The sequence below is a fragment of the Aeromonas sp. QDB23 genome (assembly GCF_027707745.1).
Taxonomy (GTDB): Bacteria; Pseudomonadota; Gammaproteobacteria; order Enterobacterales; family Aeromonadaceae; genus Aeromonas; species Aeromonas allosaccharophila.
In genome coordinates this window covers 1-20,495 of sequence record NZ_JAPCJA010000040.1, presented here as the reverse complement: position 1 = coordinate 20,495, position 20,495 = coordinate 1, and the positions used below count along the sequence as shown (strand labels likewise).

20 protein-coding genes and 1 tRNA gene are annotated in these 20,495 nt (G+C 60.4%); 10 read left to right on the top strand and 11 right to left on the bottom strand.

The window, feature by feature from the left end:
* Position 1: 1 nt before the first annotated feature.
* Complete coding sequence (waaF, locus tag PG888_RS16035) at positions 2-1,036, bottom strand: lipopolysaccharide heptosyltransferase II (protein WP_270693810.1); 1,035 nt, start codon at positions 1,034-1,036, stop codon at positions 2-4.
* A gap of 377 nt (positions 1,037-1,413) precedes the next feature.
* On the opposite strand from waaF, the gene PG888_RS16030 reads away from it, so the two are divergent.
* The gene (locus tag PG888_RS16030; RefSeq protein WP_005339515.1) at positions 1,414-2,190 is read left to right on the top strand and encodes a glycosyltransferase family 2 protein; all 777 of its coding nucleotides are present in this window, start codon (positions 1,414-1,416) and stop codon (positions 2,188-2,190) included.
* Between the two features lie 51 nt (positions 2,191-2,241).
* Here the strand turns inward: PG888_RS16030 and PG888_RS16025 are convergent, their stop codons facing one another.
* Positions 2,242-3,279, bottom strand: a complete 1,038-nt coding sequence (locus PG888_RS16025) for a glycosyltransferase family 9 protein (protein WP_234664161.1) — start codon at positions 3,277-3,279, stop codon at positions 2,242-2,244.
* 134 nt (positions 3,280-3,413) lie between these two features.
* Between PG888_RS16025 and coaD the strand changes: the two genes are divergently transcribed.
* Positions 3,414-3,896 carry a pantetheine-phosphate adenylyltransferase gene (gene coaD / locus PG888_RS16020; protein ID WP_184237655.1) on the top strand — a complete coding sequence of 161 codons (483 nt, stop codon included), beginning with the start codon at positions 3,414-3,416 and terminating at the stop codon, positions 3,894-3,896.
* Positions 3,897-4,002: 106 nt separating this feature from the next.
* Here the strand turns inward: coaD and PG888_RS16015 are convergent, their stop codons facing one another.
* The 6 genes from PG888_RS16015 to radC all read right to left on the bottom strand — a co-directional run bounded on the left by PG888_RS16015 (position 4,003) and on the right by radC (position 7,664).
* Entirely contained in the window at positions 4,003-4,875 is an 873-nt protein-coding gene (locus PG888_RS16015; RefSeq protein WP_270693828.1) for a VirK/YbjX family protein, read from the bottom strand.
* Between the two features lie 176 nt (positions 4,876-5,051).
* Positions 5,052-5,864, bottom strand: coding sequence for a bifunctional DNA-formamidopyrimidine glycosylase/DNA-(apurinic or apyrimidinic site) lyase (gene mutM, locus PG888_RS16010; RefSeq protein ID WP_270693807.1), 813 nt, complete (start codon positions 5,862-5,864; stop codon positions 5,052-5,054).
* A gap of 24 nt (positions 5,865-5,888) precedes the next feature.
* Positions 5,889-6,344: a hypothetical protein gene (locus PG888_RS16005; RefSeq protein WP_270693805.1), complete on the bottom strand. Its 456-nt coding sequence runs from the start codon at positions 6,342-6,344 to the stop codon at positions 5,889-5,891.
* Positions 6,345-6,437: 93 nt separating this feature from the next.
* Complete coding sequence (gene rpmG / locus PG888_RS16000; protein ID WP_005307500.1) at positions 6,438-6,605, bottom strand: 50S ribosomal protein L33; 168 nt, start codon at positions 6,603-6,605, stop codon at positions 6,438-6,440.
* Between the two features lie 11 nt (positions 6,606-6,616).
* Positions 6,617-6,853, bottom strand: a complete 237-nt coding sequence (rpmB, locus tag PG888_RS15995; protein ID WP_005307492.1) for a 50S ribosomal protein L28 — start codon at positions 6,851-6,853, stop codon at positions 6,617-6,619.
* Positions 6,854-6,989: 136 nt separating this feature from the next.
* Positions 6,990-7,664, bottom strand: a complete 675-nt coding sequence (gene radC / locus PG888_RS15990; protein WP_058059080.1) for a RadC family protein — start codon at positions 7,662-7,664, stop codon at positions 6,990-6,992.
* A 146-nt stretch (positions 7,665-7,810) separates the two neighbouring features.
* Between radC and coaBC the strand changes: the two genes are divergently transcribed.
* The 5 genes from coaBC (at position 7,811) to pgi (ending at position 13,222) form a co-directional block, all read left to right on the top strand.
* Entirely contained in the window at positions 7,811-9,013 is a 1,203-nt protein-coding gene (gene coaBC, locus PG888_RS15985) for a bifunctional phosphopantothenoylcysteine decarboxylase/phosphopantothenate--cysteine ligase CoaBC (RefSeq protein ID WP_270693804.1), read from the top strand.
* Positions 9,014-9,098: 85 nt separating this feature from the next.
* Complete coding sequence (gene dut, locus PG888_RS15980) at positions 9,099-9,557, top strand: dUTP diphosphatase (RefSeq protein WP_042657786.1); 459 nt, start codon at positions 9,099-9,101, stop codon at positions 9,555-9,557.
* 68 nt (positions 9,558-9,625) lie between these two features.
* Entirely contained in the window at positions 9,626-10,222 is a 597-nt protein-coding gene (gene slmA, locus PG888_RS15975; protein WP_005339495.1) for a nucleoid occlusion factor SlmA, read from the top strand.
* Positions 10,223-10,387: 165 nt separating this feature from the next.
* On the top strand, positions 10,388-11,224 hold the full coding sequence (locus PG888_RS15970) for a mechanosensitive ion channel domain-containing protein (protein ID WP_270693802.1): 837 nt from the start codon (positions 10,388-10,390) through the stop codon (positions 11,222-11,224).
* Between the two features lie 348 nt (positions 11,225-11,572).
* Positions 11,573-13,222, top strand: coding sequence for a glucose-6-phosphate isomerase (pgi, locus tag PG888_RS15965; protein WP_270693800.1), 1,650 nt, complete (start codon positions 11,573-11,575; stop codon positions 13,220-13,222).
* A 256-nt stretch (positions 13,223-13,478) separates the two neighbouring features.
* Here pgi and ilvC read toward each other — a convergent pair whose 3' ends face one another.
* Positions 13,479-14,960, bottom strand: coding sequence for a ketol-acid reductoisomerase (gene ilvC, locus PG888_RS15960; protein ID WP_270693798.1), 1,482 nt, complete (start codon positions 14,958-14,960; stop codon positions 13,479-13,481).
* A 253-nt stretch (positions 14,961-15,213) separates the two neighbouring features.
* Here ilvC and ilvY point away from each other — a divergent pair, with 253 nt between their 5' ends.
* Positions 15,214-16,107, top strand: a complete 894-nt coding sequence (gene ilvY / locus PG888_RS15955; protein ID WP_005342097.1) for an HTH-type transcriptional activator IlvY — start codon at positions 15,214-15,216, stop codon at positions 16,105-16,107.
* On the opposite strand, the gene PG888_RS15950 is transcribed toward ilvY, so the two are convergent.
* Positions 16,096-16,956 carry a hypothetical protein gene (locus PG888_RS15950; RefSeq protein ID WP_270693797.1) on the bottom strand — a complete coding sequence of 287 codons (861 nt, stop codon included), beginning with the start codon at positions 16,954-16,956 and terminating at the stop codon, positions 16,096-16,098. The genes ilvY and PG888_RS15950 overlap by 12 nt on opposite strands.
* 192 nt (positions 16,957-17,148) lie before the next feature.
* Between PG888_RS15950 and PG888_RS15945 the strand changes: the two genes are divergently transcribed.
* Positions 17,149-17,340, top strand: coding sequence for a hypothetical protein (locus PG888_RS15945; RefSeq protein ID WP_005339486.1), 192 nt, complete (start codon positions 17,149-17,151; stop codon positions 17,338-17,340).
* Positions 17,341-17,413: 73 nt separating this feature from the next.
* Entirely contained in the window at positions 17,414-19,996 is a 2,583-nt protein-coding gene (locus tag PG888_RS15940) for a bifunctional acetate--CoA ligase family protein/GNAT family N-acetyltransferase (RefSeq protein WP_270693796.1), read from the top strand.
* A gap of 255 nt (positions 19,997-20,251) precedes the next feature.
* On the opposite strand, the gene PG888_RS15935 is transcribed toward PG888_RS15940, so the two are convergent.
* Positions 20,252-20,328: transfer RNA gene (locus PG888_RS15935), tRNA-Asp, on the bottom strand.
* Between the last annotated feature and the right edge of the window lie 167 nt (positions 20,329-20,495).

Below are 20,495 nucleotides of genomic sequence, written 5' to 3'. Positions count from 1 at the left end.
CTTACTGGCTCTGCTCCAGCTTCTTGCAGGCATCGACCACCTGCTCCGGTGGCAAGTCGATCAGGCACTTGAGATGACCGAACTTGCAGGTGCGCTTGAAGCAGGGGCGGCAATCGATGTCGGTGTGGACAATCTCGACCCGATCCGCCAGCGGCGGGGTGTAGAGCGGCGAGGTGGAGCCATAGACCCCCACCAGCGGCCGGTTGAGGGCGGCGGCGATGTGCATCAGGCCGGAGTCGTTGGAGATGACCCTGCTGGCCAGCGCCATCAGATCGATCGCCTCGTGCAGGCTGGTCTTGCCCGCCAGCACATGGCAGTTGGGGCGCGTCAGCAGATTGACCCGATCACGGATGGTGTTGCCGACCGGCACATCCTTGTTGGAGCCGAAGATCCACACCTGCCACCCCTCGTCCAGATGCTGCTGGGCCACCACGGCGTAGTGTCCCTCCGGCCAGCGCTTGGCCGGGCCGAACTCGGCACCGGGGCAGAGCACCAGCACCGGACGGGCGCGATCCAGCCCCAGCCGCTCCAGCGCCTTGCTCTGGTTGATCAGATCGACGTGGAGCGCCGGATGCGGAATGGTCGGGATATCGGCCCGGCTCTTCATCTGCTCCTTGGGATAGGCGAGCGCCAGATAGCCCTCCACCATCAGCGGGAAGGCGGACTTGTTGCTGCGCAGGTCATTGAGCAGGCCGTAACGGCTCTCGCCCTTCCAGCCGGTACGCACCGGAATGCGGGCAAACCAGGGGATCAGCGCCGACTTCATGGAGTTGGGCTGGACGATGGCCTGATCGTACTGCTCGGCCGCCAGCTGCTTGCCGAGGCGGCGGCGCGCCACCAGCTTGAAGTCACCGTGGCCAAGGGGCATGGTGATCGCCTTGTCCACCTCCGGCATCCGCTCCAGCAGGGCGCAGCACCAGGCGGGGGCCATCACGTGCAGTTCGCACTCCGGATGGTTGGCCTTGATCGCCTTGTAGAGGCTCTGGGACATCACCATATCGCCGACCCAGGAGGGGCCGATCACCAATATTTTCATCACGCGTCTTCTCTCGGGACAGGCCCGGCTGTTAATCATCACTGGGCGAGATTATGCCCCAAGAATGACTGGATAAATAACAGAAGATCCTTGGCAATCGCCTCTGCCGTCTCATTTTCCCAGTGACGCTCTTCTTCCAACTGGGCGAGATTACGCGCCACAAGAATGGTCGGGTAAATAACAGCAGATCCCTGCCAGGCGCCTCTGCCGTCTCATTTTTCCACAGGTCTTCTAAAGAGACGCAACGCCAGCCGGGCAGGCAAACAGCTGGCAGAAACGGGCAATGGCAGCTCTCTCTTTGACCCGTTTTTCCGTTAGAATGGCCCATCAATACGCATTCGACCCGCCAGCCGGGCAATAACCGTGAGCCCACATTCGTGAAAAAACCGACTCTGGCTGCCGTTCTGATCGTCAAGAATGAAGCCGACAACCTGCGCAAGTGCCTCGCCTCCCTCGACGGACTGGTGGACGAGATCGTCATTCTGGACTCCGGCAGTCAGGACGAGACCCCGGCCATTGCTGCCGAGTTTGGCGCCCGCTTCTTCGTCAACGCCAAGTGGCCAGGCTTTGGCAAACAGCGCCGACTGGCCCAATCCCACGTGCAATCCGACTGGGTGCTGTGGCTGGACGCCGACGAGCGGCTCACCCCCGAGCTGAAAACCGCCATCGCCAACGTGATGGCCAATCCGGCCAGCGATACCATCTACTCGATCCCGCGCCTCTCCTGGGTGTTTGGCCGCTTTATCCGCCACAGCGGCTGGTATCCGGATCGGGTGCTGCGCCTCTATCCCAAGGCGCTCACCAGCTACAACGAGGCGCTGGTGCACGAGAAGGTGGAGGTGCGCGCCAACATGAAGATCGTCAATATTCATGGCGACCTGCTCCACTTCACCTATCGGGATCTGGAGCACTATCTGGTCAAATCCGCCGGTTATGCCCGCGCCTGGGCCGATCAGCGCACCGCTCGCGGCAAGAAGGGCTCCCTCAGTCAGGGGCTGATCCACGCCGTCGGCTGCTTCCTCAAGATGTACCTGCTCAAAGCAGGTTTCCTCGATGGCAAGCAGGGGCTACTGCTGGCGATCCTCTCCGCCCACTCCACCTTCGTCAAATACGCCGACCTCTGGGTGCGCCAGCAACCGCAGCAGCCGGAATAACCGTCATACGAAACAGGGCCCCGCGGGGCCCTGTTTGCATTGCTGCATACCTTACTTGCGCCAGAACGGCGCCGCCCAGCGGGCCATCACCGGCACCATGGTCTTGGGATCGAGCTGGCTCATATCCTCAGGATGGTCGCTATCCTCGGGCGGGCTGAAGGCGAGGTGACGCCCTTCGCTGTTGAGGGGCTTCCAGCGTAGCGGGGTGGCGGAGCGACGCATCGGGAAGAAGCCGATGGTCGGCACATCGAGCGCACCGGCGATATGGAGCGGCCCGGTACTGCCTGCCACAAACAGGGCGGCGTTGGCCAGCACCTGACAGAACATCGGCAGACCGTCGCTGGAGCGGTAGATCCAGCCGTTACCGCCGTGGGCCAGCAGCTCGGCCGCCAGCTGTTCCGCCATCTTCTCCTCGCCCGGGCCTGCGGTCAGCACACACTGCAGCTCGGGGCAGGCCTGATTGAGCTTGATGATGATGCGGGCATACTGCTCGATGGAGAGGTTGTTGGCCGAACCACCGCTACCGGCATGCACCATCAGCCAGGGGCGACTGGCATCGAGCTTGAGCTTGAGCGCCAGCTGCTCACGTACCTGCCGCAGGGTCTCGTCATCGAACTGCAGGAAGGGGGTCTTGGGCTCCACCACGGCCACCTGCTGATCGGTCAGGAAGCGGCGGATCAGCTCCAGGTTGTACTCGGACTCCGGCTTCTGGGAGCGGGAGCGGCGCTGCACCAATCGCTGGTTGTAGAGCACCTGCGCCAGCTTGGTCGCCGGGGCCAGCCGGTAAGGGATGTGTGCCTTCCACACCAGCATGGCGTTGCGGGAGTTGGAGAAGAGGCAGATTGACGCGTCGAACGCCGCCGCCTTGATCCGCGCCAGCAGCGCTCGCTGTTGCTCCTTGTCGGCCCGCACGCCCGGATCGATGATCACCTCGTCAATCCAGGGACAGAGCCGGGCCAGCGGCGCCGTGTAGGCCGGAACCAGGGCAGTCACATGACACTCCATGGAGCCTTTGAGCATGGCGAAACTCGGCCACGCCAGCATGAAGTCACCAATCTTGTCATTGCGAACGACCAGAATACGTTTCATAAAAAATCCCTTTGCTCCCTGTCACCAATGCAAGGAGGCTTGATGCGCGATGGCGTATTCTTGCCTGATGCACTGCTATTCTCAAGCGACGACCTTATAATGCGACCAAATTTCCAGGTTGCAGGACCGCAAAGATGACTACCAGGGTAATTTATCCCGGGACTTTTGATCCCGTTACCAATGGCCACGCCGATCTGATCGGCCGCGCCGCCAAGCTGTTTGACGAGGTGGTGGTCGGGGTCGCCAACAGCCCGAGCAAGCGCCCGCTGTTCGATCTGGCAGAACGTGTCCAGCTTGTCCAGCAAGTGACCAGCCAGCTGCCCAACGTCAAGGTGGTGGGCTTCTCCGGCCTGCTGGTCGATTTCGCCAAAGAGCATCAGGCCAACGTGCTGATCCGCGGCCTGCGCGCCGTCTCCGACTTTGAGTACGAATTCCAGCTGGCCAACATGAACCGCCGCCTGATGCCAACGCTTGAGAGCGTCTTCCTCACTCCGGCGGAGGAGAACTCCTTTATCTCCTCCACTCTGGTGAAAGAGGTGGCGCTGCACGGTGGCGATATCCGCCAGTTTGTCGACCCCGTGGTGGCCCAAGCCATCGCCGCCAAACAGAAAGGGTGATCCCCTTCCACACTCGTAATCCCCGACGGCAACAACGAACAAGGGCTACCCGCGGGTAGCCCTTGTTGTATCTGTCTCGTTATGAAGAGGTCAGCCTGCTTGCCGGTTACTGACGGGCAAACCGCTCGCTCATCTCCTGCACCAGCAGATCGAGCCACTCGTAGCGGCGCCGGTACATGGCCCGCTTCTTGGAGGCGATCTCCTCCAGCGGCTTGCGCGGCTGGGCTTGCAGGGCGACGAAGTTGGCGTCCACATCCCGGGCGTCGAACTCCTGCCACAGTTCGTCATAATCGGCCTGCAAATTGGCTTTCTGCTTGCTGCTATAGCGCTTGGCCTGAAACACGTGGGCCCGCTTGCGCACCGCCAGCACCTCTACCGCGCCCATGGTCTGCGCCAGTTGCAGCACCAGTTGCACCAGCAGGGATTTGGGCCGCAGGCCGTGCCCCTCTTTGGTCAGCTCGCGTACCCGCGCCTGGGCATTATCGACCGCCGGCTCCGGCCCCTGCATGGAGCCGATCATCAGCATCAAGCGCTCCTCACTGCCCGCCAGCGAAAAGGCGCAGCTGTAGAGGCGCTGCCCTTCGGCATTGACGATGGAGAGCGCCAGCTCGGCCTCACGGCGAAAAGTGCCATCGTGGCGCAGCAGAATGCGGCAGCTGCTCTGGGGATAGTGTCCAAGTTCGATCCCCTCACCCAGATAGAGTGGGTCGATCAGCTGCGGGTAGCATTCGAGCAGCAACCGGTAGTGATTTTCCAGCATCTCGGCCCGTTGACGGGCCGTGGCACAGGCGAAGCGATAGGGGCGCATCGGCTTGTCGAGCAGCTCGGGATAGACCGCTGGCAACGCCTTGAGCGAGTCGCACTGAAACAGGCTGAAGACCCGGCTCAGCGACTTGCGGTAGAGCAGGCTGCGCAGCACGAACTTGCCACGGTTGAAGGTCTTGCGCTCACATCCCTCCGGATAGAGGAAGCGGGCCATTTTTTTGGCGCAATAGCGCTCCTGCCGGGACAAATACTCCCAGTTTATTGATTTAACAGTCATTTTTAGTTCTCAAACCGCCTGAACGGACGAGATACTAGTGACCGCTGTGCAAATCTTCAACAGCGTGGAAATACGCTGTTACAACTTCCCCCGGATCGGGGAAAAAAGTGCGCTCAGCGCTGGCAATGGCTGCAAAAAACCGTGGTGCGCTGCCCCATTCTGATCTCGCTCAGCAGGGTGTGACAGTGGAAACAGGGCTGACCGCCACGGCCATAGACCTGCAACTGCTGCACGAAATAGCCCGGCTTGCCATCGGCACTGGTGAAATCCTTGAGGGTGGTGCCGCCCTGACGAATCGCCTCTGTCAGTACCCGTTTGATCTCGGCCACTAGGGTTCCCAGCCGCTCGCCGCTGATATTGCCCGCCGCCCTCTTGGGGTGAATGCCGGCGGCATAGAGCGCCTCGTTGGCGTAGATGTTGCCCACCCCGACCACCACCTGATTGTCCATCAGGAACTGCTTGACGGCGGTGCTGCGCCCCTTGGCACGCCCCTGCAGGTAATCGGCATTGAAGGCATCGGTGAGCGGCTCAGGCCCCAGCTTGGCGAGCAGCGCGTGGGCTTCGGCCGGTTCACGGGTCCACAGCAGGGCGCCGAAGCGGCGCGGATCGTTGAGCCGCAGCAACTTGCCATTCTCCAGCTCGATATCAACGTGGTCGTGCTTCTCGGCTGGCGTGCCGATATCCAGCACCCGCAGGCTGCCGGACATCCCCAGATGGAGGATGGCGGTGCCGAAATCGGTCTCCAGCAGCAGGTATTTGGCACGGCGACGCACCCGATGGATGGTGAGGTCCACCAGCTCCTGAATTTCACCGGGGATCGGCCAGCGCAGGCGGCCATCCCGCACCACCACGCGCGTCACCTTGATGCCGGTGAGCCAGGGGGAGATCCCCTGACGGCTGACTTCAACTTCTGGCAATTCAGGCATGGGCACCTCGCAAGGAAAAGAAACTCAGGGGGCAGGACGCAGCAGATCGCGATACTGCTCGGCTGTAAGGGCAAGCCAGAGACCGGACGGCAGTTGGGCGCCATATTGGCCGCTGTTCTGATAGAGGCCGATCTCGAGCGGATCGCTCTGGCCGGCAATCCACACCTTGATGGCCACCGGGGTGCCGCGCACCGCCTCGCCGGGGGGCAGCAACCAGCCCTGCCAGCGCGCCAGACGGGCATCCAGCTGCGCCGTGTCGAGCCCCAGATCCGGCACGCTGCGCCAGCCCTGACCGATCCGCTCAATCTGCCAGCTCGGCCCTTGCCAGGTGAGCACTACGGCCGCATCCGGCAGCAAGGGGCGAGCCCGCTTGGCGCTGTTCTCCTGCTGGGCAGTCTCCATCCGATGCAACAGGGTGATCACGATCAGCACCACCACGATGATCACGTTATTCCAGCCTTTGCGGCTCAATTTGAACATGGCAAGCCTCCCTTTGAACCGGCAGTGTACTGAATTCGGCGCATAAAAAAACCCGGCACGAAGCCGGGTTTTTGGGAATGCAGCATCAAGTAATTACTTGATTTTGCCTTCCTTGTAGATCACATGCTGACGAACAACGGGATCAAACTTTTTGATCTCCATTTTTTCGGGCATGGTGCGCTTGTTTTTGGTAGTGGTATAGAAGTGACCAGTACCGGCGCTGGAGTTCAGGCGAATTTTCTCGCGAATACCTTTAGCCATGATCTAATTCCTTATACCTTAACACCGCTGGCGCGCAGTTCAGCCAGAACCACTTCAACGCCACGCTTGTCGATGATACGCATGCCTTTTGCGGATACGCGCAGGCTTACGAAGCGTTTTTCACTCTCAACCCAGAAACGGTGAGTGTGCAGGTTCGGCAGGAAACGACGCTTGGTGGCGTTGTTAGCGTGCGAACGGTTGTTACCAACTGCCGGGCGCTTGCCGGTTACTTGGCATACTCTAGACATGTCAGTCTCTCCAAATCTTACTTCATTGCTCGAGCAAATATCTGCCCCGCTGGCCTTCGATTGCGGGGCAAACAGAAGGCGGCATTTTATACAGCATCCGTGATCAAAGATCAACTAATACGGTGCCAGAGCACAGTCATAACCAACCGCGCTCGGCAAAAGAAACCGTGATGCCGTCACCGATCACCAAGTGATCCAGCACTCTGATATCGATCAGGGCCAAGGCGGCCGTGATCCGATCCGTGATCTGGCGGTCGGCCCTGCTGGGCTCGGCGACGCCGGACGGGTGATTATGCGCCAGAATCACCGCGGCTGCATTATGTTTGAGCGCGATCTGCACGATTTCTCTTGGCCAGACGCTCGCCGAATCGATGGTGCCGAAAAAAAGCTCAACAAATTGAATGACTCTGTGCTGATTATCGAGCAACAGCAGGGCAAACACTTCCCTCGGTCGATCCCGCAATTGGGCCTGCAGATAGTCCCGGGTCAGCTGGGGCGAGGTGAGCGCATCACCCCGTTGCAACTGCTCGGCCAGATGGCGTCTGGCCATCTCCAGCACCGCCTGTAGCTGGGCATATTTGGCCGGACCAAGGCCGTGCGCCTCGCAAAATGCCTGCTGATCCGCCCCCAGCAAGCTTCGCAAAGAGCCGAATTGATTCAACAGGTTGCGTGATAAGTCGACAGCACTTAAACCATTGACGCCTGTGCGCAAAAAAATGGCGAGCAGCTCGGCATCGGAGAGCGCAGCGGGCCCCTGACGCAACAACTTCTCTCTGGGTCGTTCATCTTCCGGCCACTCTTTGATGCTCATTTGTCTCTCCCTCATCCCTGTTGAGAAAAAACATAGCAAAAAATTGCGCGCGCCCGACCCGCCCCTTGATGCCAACCCCTGTCGCCATCCATTGCCTGTGGTATCTTAGCCGACCAGTCAGAATGAGCCGGATAGAGAAACAGCAGATGAGATTGGCCGATAAACGCATCCTGTTGGGTGTCAGTGGCGGGATCGCCGCCTACAAGAGTGCCGAGCTGGTACGCCGCCTGAAAGATCAGGGCGCCGAAGTGCGGGTGGTGATGACCCGCTCCGCCAAGGAGTTCATCACCCCGCTGACCCTGCAGGCGGTCTCCGGTCATCCGGTGGCCTACAGCCTGCTGGATCCCTCTGCCGAAGCGGGCATGGGCCATATCGAGCTGGCCAAGTGGGCCGATCTGGTACTGATCGCCCCTGCCAGCGCCAACCTGATGGCGCGGATGGCCGCCGGCATGGCCGACGAGCTGCTGACCACCCTCTGTCTGGCCACTCCGGCGCCCATCGCGCTGGCGCCCGCCATGAACCAGCAGATGTATCTCAACGCTGCGACCCAGGCCAACCTCAAGACCCTGGCCAGCCGCGGCATTCTGCTGTGGGGGCCGGATGCCGGCAGCCAGGCCTGTGGCGATGTGGGCCCGGGCCGGATGCTGGATCCCCTCGAACTGGTGGATCGCTGCTGCCAGCAACTGGCCGCCAAGCCCTTGCTGGCGGGCGTCAAGCTGCTGCTCACCGCAGGTCCGACCCGCGAGGCGCTGGATCCGGTCCGCTACATCAGCAACCACAGCTCCGGCAAGATGGGCTACGCCATCGCCCGCGCCGCCCGTGAAGCAGGCGCAGAGGTGACGCTGGTGAGCGGCCCGGTGACGCTGGCTACGCCTGCTGGCGTGACCCGTGTCGATGTGGAGAGCGCCGAGCAGATGCATCAGGCGGTGATGAGCCGGGTCGGCGAGTGCGACCTCTTCATCGGCTGTGCGGCGGTGGCCGACTATCGCCCCGAGCAGGTGGCCAGCCAGAAGATCAAGAAGACCGGCGATAACGACCAGATGGTGGTGAAGCTGGTGAAAAATCCCGACATCATCGCGGCCGTCGGCGCCCTTTCAGACAAACCCTTCACCGTCGGATTTGCCGCCGAAACCGTGGATGTGGAACAATACGCCCTCGACAAGTTGCAGCGTAAGAGGCTGGACATGATCGCCGCCAACGATGTGTCCCGCGAGGGGCAGGGCTTCAACGCCGATGACAACGCCCTGACCGTGTTCTGGCAAGGGGGTCAGGCCCCGCTGCCGCTGGCCGACAAGCTGACGCTGGCCCGTCACCTGATCGCCCTGATTGCGCGCCACTACCGGCGCTGAGCGTCCCGATAACGCAAGACTCATGACGCCCCGCCTTGCCGTGCAAGAGGGGCGCCGCCACAAGTTCCAACTGAAATAACGATTCATGACAACACAAATTGAACTGAAGATTCTGGATGCCCGTATCGGTACCGAGTACCCGCTGCCCGCCTACGCCACACCGGGCTCTGCCGGTATGGATCTGCGCGCACTGCTGGATGCGCCAATCACCCTGGCCCCGGGTGATACCACCCTGGTGCCGACCGGTCTGGCCATTCACATCCAGGATCCGGCTCTGTGTGCCACCATCCTGCCCCGCTCCGGCCTCGGCCATAAGCACGGCATCGTGCTGGGCAATCTGGTCGGTCTGATCGATTCCGATTACCAGGGTCAGCTGATGGTCTCGGTCTGGAACCGTGGCAAAGATGAGTTCACCATGCAACCCGGCGAGCGCATCGCCCAGCTGGTGATCATGCCGGTGGTTCAGGCCAGCTTCCAACTGGTCGATGAGTTCAATCAGAGCGAACGGGGTGAAGGCGGTTTTGGTTCTTCTGGTCGCCAATAACAGACCACACCAGCCCGATGGGCGGTGCTTAATAATAGAATCAAGCCATTGTTTTTTTAGGGGAATCCATGGCAAGCAGTAATCAGAAACAGAGTCGGCGCGATCAGATCCTGCAAGCGCTCGCCCATATGCTGGAAACCAGTCCGGGTCAGCGCATCACCACGGCCCGTCTGGCGGCCGAGGTCGGCGTCTCTGAAGCAGCCCTCTATCGACATTTTCCCAGCAAGGCGCGGATGTTCGAGGGGCTGATCGACTTTATCGAGGATTCCCTGCTGTCACGGGTCAATCTGATCATGGCGGAAGAGAAGGACACCATGGCGCGCTGCCACCACATCCTTCAGCTGCTGCTGGTGTTTGCCGAGCGCAATCCCGGCATCACCCGCATCCTCAACGGCGACGCCCTGCTGGGTGAACACGATCGGCTGCGGGATCGCATCAGCATCCTGTTCGACAAGCTGGAGACCCAGATCAAGCAGGTGCTACGCGAGAAGCGGCTGCGCGAGGGTCAGGGCTTCCAGCTCGACGAGACCATGCTGGCCAATCTGCTGCTGGCCTACACCGAAGGTCGCATCAGTCAGTTTGTGCGCTCCGAGTTCAAGCTCAAGCCGACCGCCGGATTCGAAGATCAGTGGCAATTTATCCGCAGTCAGCTGCTGCAGAGCTGATCGGCAGCGCTTTTCAGCGAGCATGAAGAAGGGAGGCCTTGGCCTCCCTTCTTTTTTGTGTCAGTTTTTTATGGCAGAAAAGAAGTACCAGATGCGACCCGGACTGTCGCGCTGCGGTGTTAGATTCATCCACCATAAACCTTTTAGAACCTGACAGGACATCCTATGGAACCCGAAATCATTACCGAAGCGCAGACCTGGCTGGTCAATAATCAGGGACTGCTGATCGAATACGGCGTCAATATCGCTGCGGCCCTGCTGACCCTGCTGGTCGGCTATATCGCCGCCAACCTCCTCAGCGGGGGCGTGGTCAAGGTGATGCAGGCCCGCAAGCTGGACACCACCGTCACCCACTTCGTCGGCAGCATCCTCAAGTACGCCATTCTGGTATTCGTGGTGATCGCCGCGCTGGGCCGGGTCGGGGTGCAGACCGCCTCCTTCGTCGCCATTATCGGTGCCGCCGGTCTGGCCATCGGTCTGGCGTTGCAGGGCTCGCTCTCCAACTTCGCCGCCGGTTTCCTGCTGATCATCTTCCGCCCCATCAAGGCAGGCGAGTTTATCGAAGTAGCGGGCACCAACGGTGTAGTACAGTCCGTTCAGCTCTTTACCACCACCCTCACCTCCGGTGACAACAAGATGGTGGTAGTGCCGAACTCCGCCATTCTCAACGGCACCATCGTCAACTACTCGCGCATGGATACCCGCCGCGTCGATATGACCTTCGGCATCGGCTACGGCTCTGACCTGCGCAAGGCCAAGCAGATCCTCGAGCGTCTGGTGAACGAAGAACCGTGCATCCTCAAAGATCCGGCAGCCACCATCGCCGTCGCCGCGCTGGCCGACTCCTCGGTCAATATCGTGGTGCGCCCGTGGGTGAAAACCGCCGATTACTGGGGTGTCTGGTTCGACTTCCACGAAAAGGTAAAACTGACCTTTGATGCCGAAGGCGTCGAGATCCCCTTCCCGCAGATGGTAATGCATATGCAAAAACCGCAGGCGTGATCGCGGTTCTGCAGCAACCCACAATGCCAGCCTTCGGGCTGGCATTGTCGTTTCTGGCCCCAGCCCATGGCCGTTTCGATGCATAACCACGCCAATCGGATGAAAACAATTTCAGGCCATCGGGGTGGCCCCAATCATGAGCAAGCGCAAGATCCGCCTTGCTTTCGTGACTCATAATCCCAATGTTCTGGTTGTATGCTCCCGACAGTGACCCATTGCGGTAAAAAGACAATCGGTAAAAATCTGTTACACGGGCCGCCCGATCGGCTCGCTATAATGCTCGGATAATAAGGTTTGGCGGGACCTTGCCTGCAAGGTTCAAACACAACTTGGCATTTCAGGAATCCTATGAAAAACATCAATCCAACCCAAACCCAGGCCTGGCAGGCACTGGAAGCCCACTTTGCAGCAAACAAAGAGACCCGACTCAAGGATCTGTTCGCGCAGGACCCGAAGCGCTTTGACAAGTTTTCCCTCACCTTCGGCGGCGACATACTGGTTGATTACTCCAAGAACCTGATCACCGAAGAAACCCTCAAGTTGCTGGTTGATCTGGCCAAAGAGACCGATCTTCGCAGCGCGATCGACGCCATGTTCAATGGCGACAAGATCAACATGACCGAAGGCCGCTCGGTACTGCACGTGGCCCTGCGCAACCGCTCCGACCGCCCCATCGAATGCGACGGCAAGGATGTGATGCCGGAAGTGAACGCCGTACTGGCCAAGATGAAAGGCTTCTGCGAGAAGATCATCTCCGGCGAGTGGAAAGGCTACACCGGCAAAGCGATCCAGCACGTGGTCAACATCGGTATCGGTGGCTCCGATCTCGGCCCGGTGATGATCACCGAGGCACTGCGTCCCTACAAAAACCACCTGCAGATGCACTTCGTCTCCAACGTCGATGGCACCCACATCGCCGAGACCCTGAAGAAGATCGATCCGGAAACCACCCTGTTCCTGGTGGCCTCCAAGACCTTCACCACTCAGGAGACCATGACCAACGCCCTGACCGCCCGCGACTGGTTCATCAACATCGCCGGTGACAAGGCCCACGTTGCCAAGCACTTCGCTGCGCTCTCCACCAACGGCAAGGCCGTGGCCGAGTTCGGCATCGACACCAACAACATGTTCGAGTTCTGGGACTGGGTTGGCGGCCGCTACTCCTCCTGGTCTGCCATCGGCATGCCCATCGCCCTCTCCGTCGGTTTCGAGAACTTCGAAGCCCTGCTGCAAGGCGCCTTCGAGATGGACATGCACTTCGCCACTGCCTCCTATGAGCAGAACGTGCCGGTGCTGCTGGCACTGATCGGCCTGTGGTACAACAACTTCTACGGTGCCGAGTCCGAAGCCATCCTGCCGTACGACCAGTACATGCACCGCTTCCCTGCCTACTTCCAGCAGGGCAATATGGAGTCCAACGGCAAGTACGTGGATCGCAATGGCAAGCCGGTTGACTACCAGACTGGCCCCATCATCTGGGGTGAGCCGGGCACCAACGGCCAGCACGCCTTCTACCAGCTGATCCACCAGGGCACCAAGCTGATCCCCTGTGACTTCCTGGCTCCGGCCATCAGCCACAACCCGATCGGTGACCACCACCCGAAACTGCTGGCCAACTTCTTCGCCCAGACCGAGGCACTGGCCTTCGGCAAGAGCAAGGAACAGGTCGAAGCCGAGTTCCTGGCTGCTGGCAAAACGCTGGAGCAGGTCAAGGATCTGGTACCGTTCAAGGTGTTTGAAGGCAACCGCCCGACCAACTCCATCCTGTTCAAGAGCCTGACCCCGAAAACCCTGGGCGCCCTGATCGCCATGTACGAGCACAAGATCTTCGTACAGGGCGCAATCTGGAACATCTTCTCCTTCGACCAGTGGGGCGTGGAGCTGGGCAAACAGCTGGCCAACAAGATCCTGCCGGAGCTCAACACCGCCGAGGCTGTCACCAGTCACGACTGCTCCACTAACGGTCTGATCAACACCTGGAAAGCGTGGAAAGCCTGATTTATCCGGCCTTTCTGAATGCAAAAGCCCCGCTCGATGAGCGGGGCTTTTTTATTTATGGCTGTCGGGCTGGGTTTTCTGGCGGGCCGGTCGGGTGTCCAGTCCGACCGGCGACGGGGATCGTCATCCCCGCCCCTTCATCATCCAGCCCGATGCTGGCTTAACCGCCAACGGCAATACGCTTCATGTCTTTCATGTAGCCACGCAGTACCTGACCGATCTTCTCGCATCAGGCATGGTTGCGGGTCATACCTGATTAACCGCCAACGGCGATGCGCTTCATGTCTTTCATATAACCGCGCAGCACCTGGCCGATTTTCTCGATCGGATGGTTGCGAGTTGCCTCGTTGGCCGCCAGCAGCGCCAGGTTGTCGACGCTCTGCCCTTCCGCCTTGCTGGCACCAAGATCGCCCGCTTTCAGGGTCGGCATGAAGTGCTCGCGCAGCAACGGCACGGCGGCGTTGGCGAACAGGTAGTTGCCGTACTCGGCGGTATCGGAGATGACCACGTTCATCTCGTACAGACGCTTGCGGGCAACGGTGTTGGCGATCAGCGGCAGCTCGTGCAGGGATTCGTAGTAGGCAGACTCTTCATAGATACCGGAGGCCACCATGGTTTCGAACGCCAGCTCGACACCCGCCTTGACCATGGCCACCATCACCACGCCATTGTCGAAGTACTCCTGCTCGGCAATCTTGCCAGCGAACGCCGGGGCGTTTTCGAAGGCAGATTTGCCGGTCTCTTCGCGCCAGGTGAACAGTTTGACGTCATCTTCGGCCCAGTCGGCCATCATGCCACGGGAGAACTCACCGGCGATGATGTCGTCCATGTGCTTCTCGAACAACGGGCGCATCAGGGTCTTGAGCTGCTCGGAGAGCTCGAAGGCGCGCAACTTGGCCGGGTTGGAGAGGCGGTCCATCATCAGGCTGATGCCACCCTGCTTCAGGGCTTCGGTGATGGTCTCCCAACCGAACTGGATCAGCTTGCCGGCATAGGCCTTGTCGGTCCCTTCGGCAACCAGCTGGTCGTAGCAGAGCAGGGAACCGGCCTGCAGCATGCCACAGAGGATGGTCTGCTCGCCCATCAGGTCGGATTTCACTTCCGCCACGAAGGAGGACTCCAGCACCCCGGCACGGTCGCCGCCGGTGGCAGAGGCCCACGCCTTGGCGATGGCCATGCCTTCACCCTTGGGATCGTTCTCCGGGTGAACGGCGATCAGGGTCGGCACGCCAAAGCCACGCTTGTACTCTTCACGAACCTCGGTACCCGGGCACTTCGGCGCGACCATGACGACTGTGATGTCGGCGCGGATCTGCTGACCCTCTTCCACCACGTTGAAGCCGTGGGAGTAGCCCAGCGCGGCACCCTGCTTCATCAGCGGCATCACGGTTTTCACTACGTCGGAGTGCTGTTTGTCCGGAGTCAGGTTCAGCACCAGATCGGCGGTCGGGATCAGCTCTTCATAGGTGCCGACCGCGAAGCCGTTATCGGTAGCTTTCTGCCAGGAGGCGCGCTTCTCGGTGATAGCGGCCTTGCGCAGGGCGTAGGAGATGTCCAGCCCGGAGTCACGCATGTTCAGACCCTGGTTCAGACCCTGGGCACCACAGCCCACAATCACCACCTTTTTGCCCTTCAGCACGTTGCAGCCGTCCGCGAACTCTTCGCGCTGCATGAAACGACACTTGCCCAGCTGGGCCAACTGCTGACGCAGGTTCAAGGTGTTGAAATAGTTAGCCATGGTGATTGCTCCGTTCGATTGATTCCATGCCGGGTAGCGGCGTTGTCTGAACCACTATAGCGCGGGACACTCATTGCCTGAACTGATATATTCGAAACAGTACGTTGCAATAATTGAAAGATTATTCTTGGCAATTGCGCCCCATGCACGCCCCCGTTTCGACAATATCGCCGCTGAATTGTGCGGGGATATGGTTACAGGAACCGGACGGTAAGGCATGAATTTATGCCCTGACTGCAGCAGGAAGTGATCAATGGACCTTCGCAATCTCGAGCTGTTTCTCCACCTCGCCGACTCCCTTCATTTCGGCAAGAGCGCCGATGCCATGGCTGTCAGCCCATCCACCCTGAGCCGCGCCATCCAGCGACTGGAGCAGGAGACCGGCTGCATCCTGTTCGAGCGGGACAACCGCTCGGTACGGCTCACCCCCGCCGGCGAGAAGCTGCGGGAGTTTGGCGGCGGCCTGTTGCAGGAGTGGCGTCAGCTCAAGCAGGAGCTCAAACGCAGCGACGAACCGCTGCAGGGGCGGCTACGAGTGTTCTGCTCGGTCACTGCCAGCTACTTCTTGCTGCCCGAGGTGCTGGAGCGTTTTCGCCGCCGCTATCCCCAGCTGGAGATCAAACTGGAGACCGGCGACCCGGCGCTGGCGGTGGACAAGATCCTGGCCGATGAGGCCGATCTCGCCATCGCCGCCCGCCCCGATGCCCTGCCCGCCAAGCTGGAGTTCGCCAGCCTGCAGCTGGTGCCGCTGGTCTTTATTGCGCCGCGCAATGCTCCGCAGCTGAACCAGTGGTTCCGTCAGGGAGAACCTGATTGGGAGCAGTTGCCGGTCATCCTCTCCGAGCAGGGCTTGGCCCGCAAACGCAGCGATCAGTGGTTTCGCAACAAGGGAATAGCCCCCAACATCTACGCCGAAGTGGCGGGCAACGAGGGGATTGTCGCCATGGTGGCGCTCGGTTGTGGCGTGGGGTTGGTACCGGCTGCGGTGATCGACCACAGCCCGCTCGGCGACAAGGTACGGATCATCGATCTCAAACCCGCTTTCAAGCCATTTGATGTGGGTATTGGGGTGCTCAAGAAGCGACTGGAAGAACCGCTGATCCGCGCCTTCTGGGATACTGCGCAGAATCAGGGCTCACTGCGCTGACACCGGACTATAGATAAGGGCCGGATCGGCCATCATGATGCGGCTGGGCAGCGGCAAGTCGGGGTTATGCAGCTCGAGGCGCACCCGCTCATCCAGTTTCAACCGCCGAATGGTGCTGCCAAACCCCTCCTCGAAGATCCGGTCAAAATCCCCTGTTTTCCGCGCCCGCTGCAGGCCAAGCTCGATGCGCTGCGCCAGCTCCGGATATTTTGGCGAGACAAAGAAGAGCAGCGCCAGCGGATAGCGAAACACCAGACGGGGCTCGATGGCGAGATCCGGATGTTGCCTGAGTTCATCCTCGACCTCGATGACCGAGCGCAGGAAGCAGTCAAAGCGCTTCTTGCGCAGCATGTTGAAGAGCGCTTCATAGAGGTTGCCCACCGTCACCTTGAGGCCGTTGGCCTTGAGCAGCCGGGTATCGGGCCAGGATCTGTGCTGACCGATGGAGAGCCCGGCGCGATGCCAGTCTGCCAACGACCCGATCGCGGCAAATCGCCCCTCATCGCCCTGCCGAATGAGGCAAACCCGCCAGCCGAGCAGCCCCTTGGCCAGCGGAATGTGGATTGCCAGCAACTCCCGCTCTCGCTCACCATCCGGGGCAAAGACACCGACCTGAACCAACTCGCCGCTACGCAGCTCTTTCACCGCCCGTCCCTGCTCCATCTGCGGGCTGGAGACCAGCTGGTAGGGGCCATATTCGGGCACGGTGAGATCGAGGGAGAGCCGCAGCAACTGGACGACGGCGGGGTTGGGGTGATCCAGCAGCAGATTCCAGGCACGGATAGGCTGCTCGGTTGCCGATACGCCAACCGCCCACAGTGCCATGCACCACCACCAGACTCTGATCATCCCTTGCACCATCCGTGCCTCGTGCTCCTCGACATACTATAACGCCAGCCAGCGCCTCCACCGTGCCCTCTCTGAAAGATGTGTGAGCGCTCTCGAGTCAAATCTCGTGTCAAAAGTGACAATAGGCAAACTCGGCAGGTCATCGCAGACTGGGCGCTCATCAACAAACGCCAAGGCGCAGGGAGGAGAGCCATGAAACAGCATCTGGTAGAGATCAAGGGTTCAACCCTGTTTGACGAGTATCTGCAAAGCATGGGCGTGCCCAGCACTGCACTGGACCGGGAGCAGGATATCTATCTGCAGGAACGTCACCTGGGCGCCATTCGCCGGGTACAAGGCGAACTGCGCTTTTATCTGCGCGCCAATGCCCTGAACAAACGGTGATCAGGATCCGGTCACAGAACCCGCAGCAAAGGCGTATTAGACTGGTATCTTCCCCCTTCTGTCGGGAGTGCCCATGAAAGCAAGCGGTCTGGATCGGCTGTTCAAACCCCACTCAATCGCCGTGATCGGCGCCTCGACCGACCCGCTCAAGGCGGGTCATGTGATCGTGCGCCACCTGCTGGCGGGCCAGTTCAAAGGGCCCGTCCTCCCGGTCACCCCACGCAACAAGGCCATCGCCGGCGTGCTGGCCTATCCCGATATCGCCAGCCTGCCGCTGACCCCGGATCTCGCCATCATCTGCACCAGACGAGAGCGGGTCTTGCCGTTGCTGGAGGCGCTCGGCCAAAAAGGTACGGGCGCGGCCATCATACTGGCCGCCGACTTTTCTCCCGAGGAACGGCTGGAGCTGAAACGGGTCTGCCAGCAATATGGCATTCGCCTGCTCGGCCCCAACAGCATGGGGATGCTGCTGCCCGGCCAAGGGATCAACGCCAGCTTTTCCCCCATTGCAGCCAAGCCGGGACAGGTCGCTTTTCTCTCGCAATCCGCCGCCGTCAGCACCACCATTCTGGATTGGGCCAAGCAGCATGAACTGGGCTTCTCCGCCTTCATCTCCCTTGGCGATCACTGCGACATCGACTTCGGCCAACTGCTGGACCAGCTCTCCCGCGACAGCGTCACCCGCGCCATTTTGATCTACATGGACAAACTGCACGACGCCCGCCACTTTCTCTCGGCGGCGCGGGCAGCCTCGCGCAACAAGCCGATCCTGGTGCTGAAAAGCGGGCGCCACGATCCGGCCCACGGCCTCGACAATGTCTATGACGCCGCCATCCGCCGCGCCGGTATGCTGCGGGTACGAGATACCCACGAGCTGTTTGCCGCAGTCGAAACCCTCAGCCACTCCATGACCCTCAAGGGGGAGCGGCTCGCCATCATCTCCAACGGCCGCGGACTGGCCAATATGGCGGTGGATGTGCTGCTGGAACGGGGCGGCAAGCTAGCTCGCCCACCGCTCGACATTGGCAGCGATGCCACTATCAGCACCTACCAGGAGGCGCTGGACAGCGTGTTGCAGGAGGATGGTATCGACGCCATCCTGATCATCCACGCCCCCTCGCTCACGGCGCCAAGCGCGCCGCTGGCAAGCCATCTTATCGCCCATTTGAAACAGCACCCCAGAGCGCGCCGTTTCAATATCCTCACCAACTGGGCGGGCGAATACTCCGCGCAGGAGGGGCGCAAACTCTTTACCGAGGCGGGCTTCCCGACCTACCGCACACCAGAAAGTGCCATGGCCGCCTTCATGCACATGGTGGAATACCGCCGCAACCAGAAGCAGTTGATGGAGACCCCGGCGTCACTGCACGGCAACCAGCTCAATGTCGAGATGTGCCAGCAGCTGATCCGTCAGGCGCAGGAGCGCAAACAGCTGAGGCTGGATACCCATCTGGTGCATCCGATTTTGCAGGCTGCGGGCCTCTCGACCCTGCCAACCTGGATCGTTACCGACGCCATCGAGGCAACCCTGACCGCCGAGCAGATCGGCTATCCGGTGGCAGTGAAGCTGCGCTCGCCAGATATCCTGCACAAGTCTGCCGTGCACGGCGTGGTACTCAACCTGCGCACCTCGGCCGAGGTAGCGCAAGCTGCGGATGCCATTCTGGATCGGGTCAGACAACACGATCCGGGCGCCCGCATCGAAGGCTTGCTGGTGCAGCGGATGGCTCGCCGCAGCGGCGGCCTGGAGCTGCGAGTCCGTATCCAGCAAGACGCCATCTTTGGCCCCGTCATCCTGCTGGGCGAGTCGGGCGCCGAACCGCAGGAGATGGTAGCAGCCTTGCCACCGCTCAATCAGGCGCTGGCTCGTTACCAGATCATCGGCGCGCTCAAGAACCGCAAGATCCGCGAACAGGCCACGCCGGAGCGACTGGATATCGATGCTCTCAGTCAGGTGCTCTGCCAGCTCTCCGAACTATTGCTCGCCTTTCCGGAGATTCAGGAGCTGGATCTGCACCCGCTGCAAGCGTGCGGTGCCGAAATGGTGGTACTGGATGCCAGCCTCACACTGGCTGACCCCGCCATCCCGACCAGCAATCGACTGGCGATCCGCCCCTATCCTACCGAACTGGAGGAGGGCGCCTGGCTTAAAGATCAGCGCCACATCCTGCTACGCCCGATCCGGCCGGAAGATGAACCGGCTCACAAACAGTTCGTACTGCAAGTCTCCGATGAAGACAGGTACAAACGCTTCTTCGCCGATGTGGGCGAGCTGGGCCATGAAGAGCTGGCTCGCATGACCCAGATCGATTACGACCGGGAGATGGCCTTCGTAGCGGTGGGGCAAGATGGCGAGCTGCAGGATCAGATCCTCGGCGTGGTACGCGCTATTTCGACTCCGGATCTGAGCGATGCCGAGTTTGCCATTCTGGTGCGATCGGACTTGAAAGGGGTGGGGCTCGGCAAACTGATGATGGAGAAGATCATCCGTTATGCCAAAGAGCAGGGGATTGGCCAGCTATCCGGCATGACCATGCCCAGCAATCGCGGCATGGTCAACCTCGCCAAACGGCTTGGCTTCAAGATCGACGTCCAGATGGAAGACGGGGTGGTCAATATGGAGCTGCCCTGTAGTCAGAAAGCAGCAGAAGCCTGATTTGACCACCTGTAGACTCGTTCGAATGGCCTCGAATGAAGTCTTAATAGCTAAACAATGGTGGAAATAGCAGGCTATCTGGCACTCTCTTGGCAGGTAAAAACCAAACATTGGCCGTTTAATACGCTAAAAACACCAAAGCCCGGTCTCTCGACCGGGCTTTGGTGTTGGCTCTGGTGTGCAAATCTGTGGTCACCGGGCAAAAATCGCCCATAGCAAAAAGGCCTTCCCAGTCGGGAAGGCCTTTCAAATTAGTGGCGGAGCGGACGGGACTCGAACCCGCGACCCCCGGCGTGACAGGCCGGTATTCTAACCGACTGAACTACCGCTCCGCTGTCTGGTTAGCTTTTTGCTAAATTGTCTGCCGCTTCAATAAGGTGTCATCCTCTCGGCCAACGTCGTGATGTGCACGTCGCTGTTTAATTGGGTGCCTGGCAGTGTCCTACTCTCGCATGGCGAATGCCACACTACCATCGGCGCTACCGCGTTTCACTTCTGA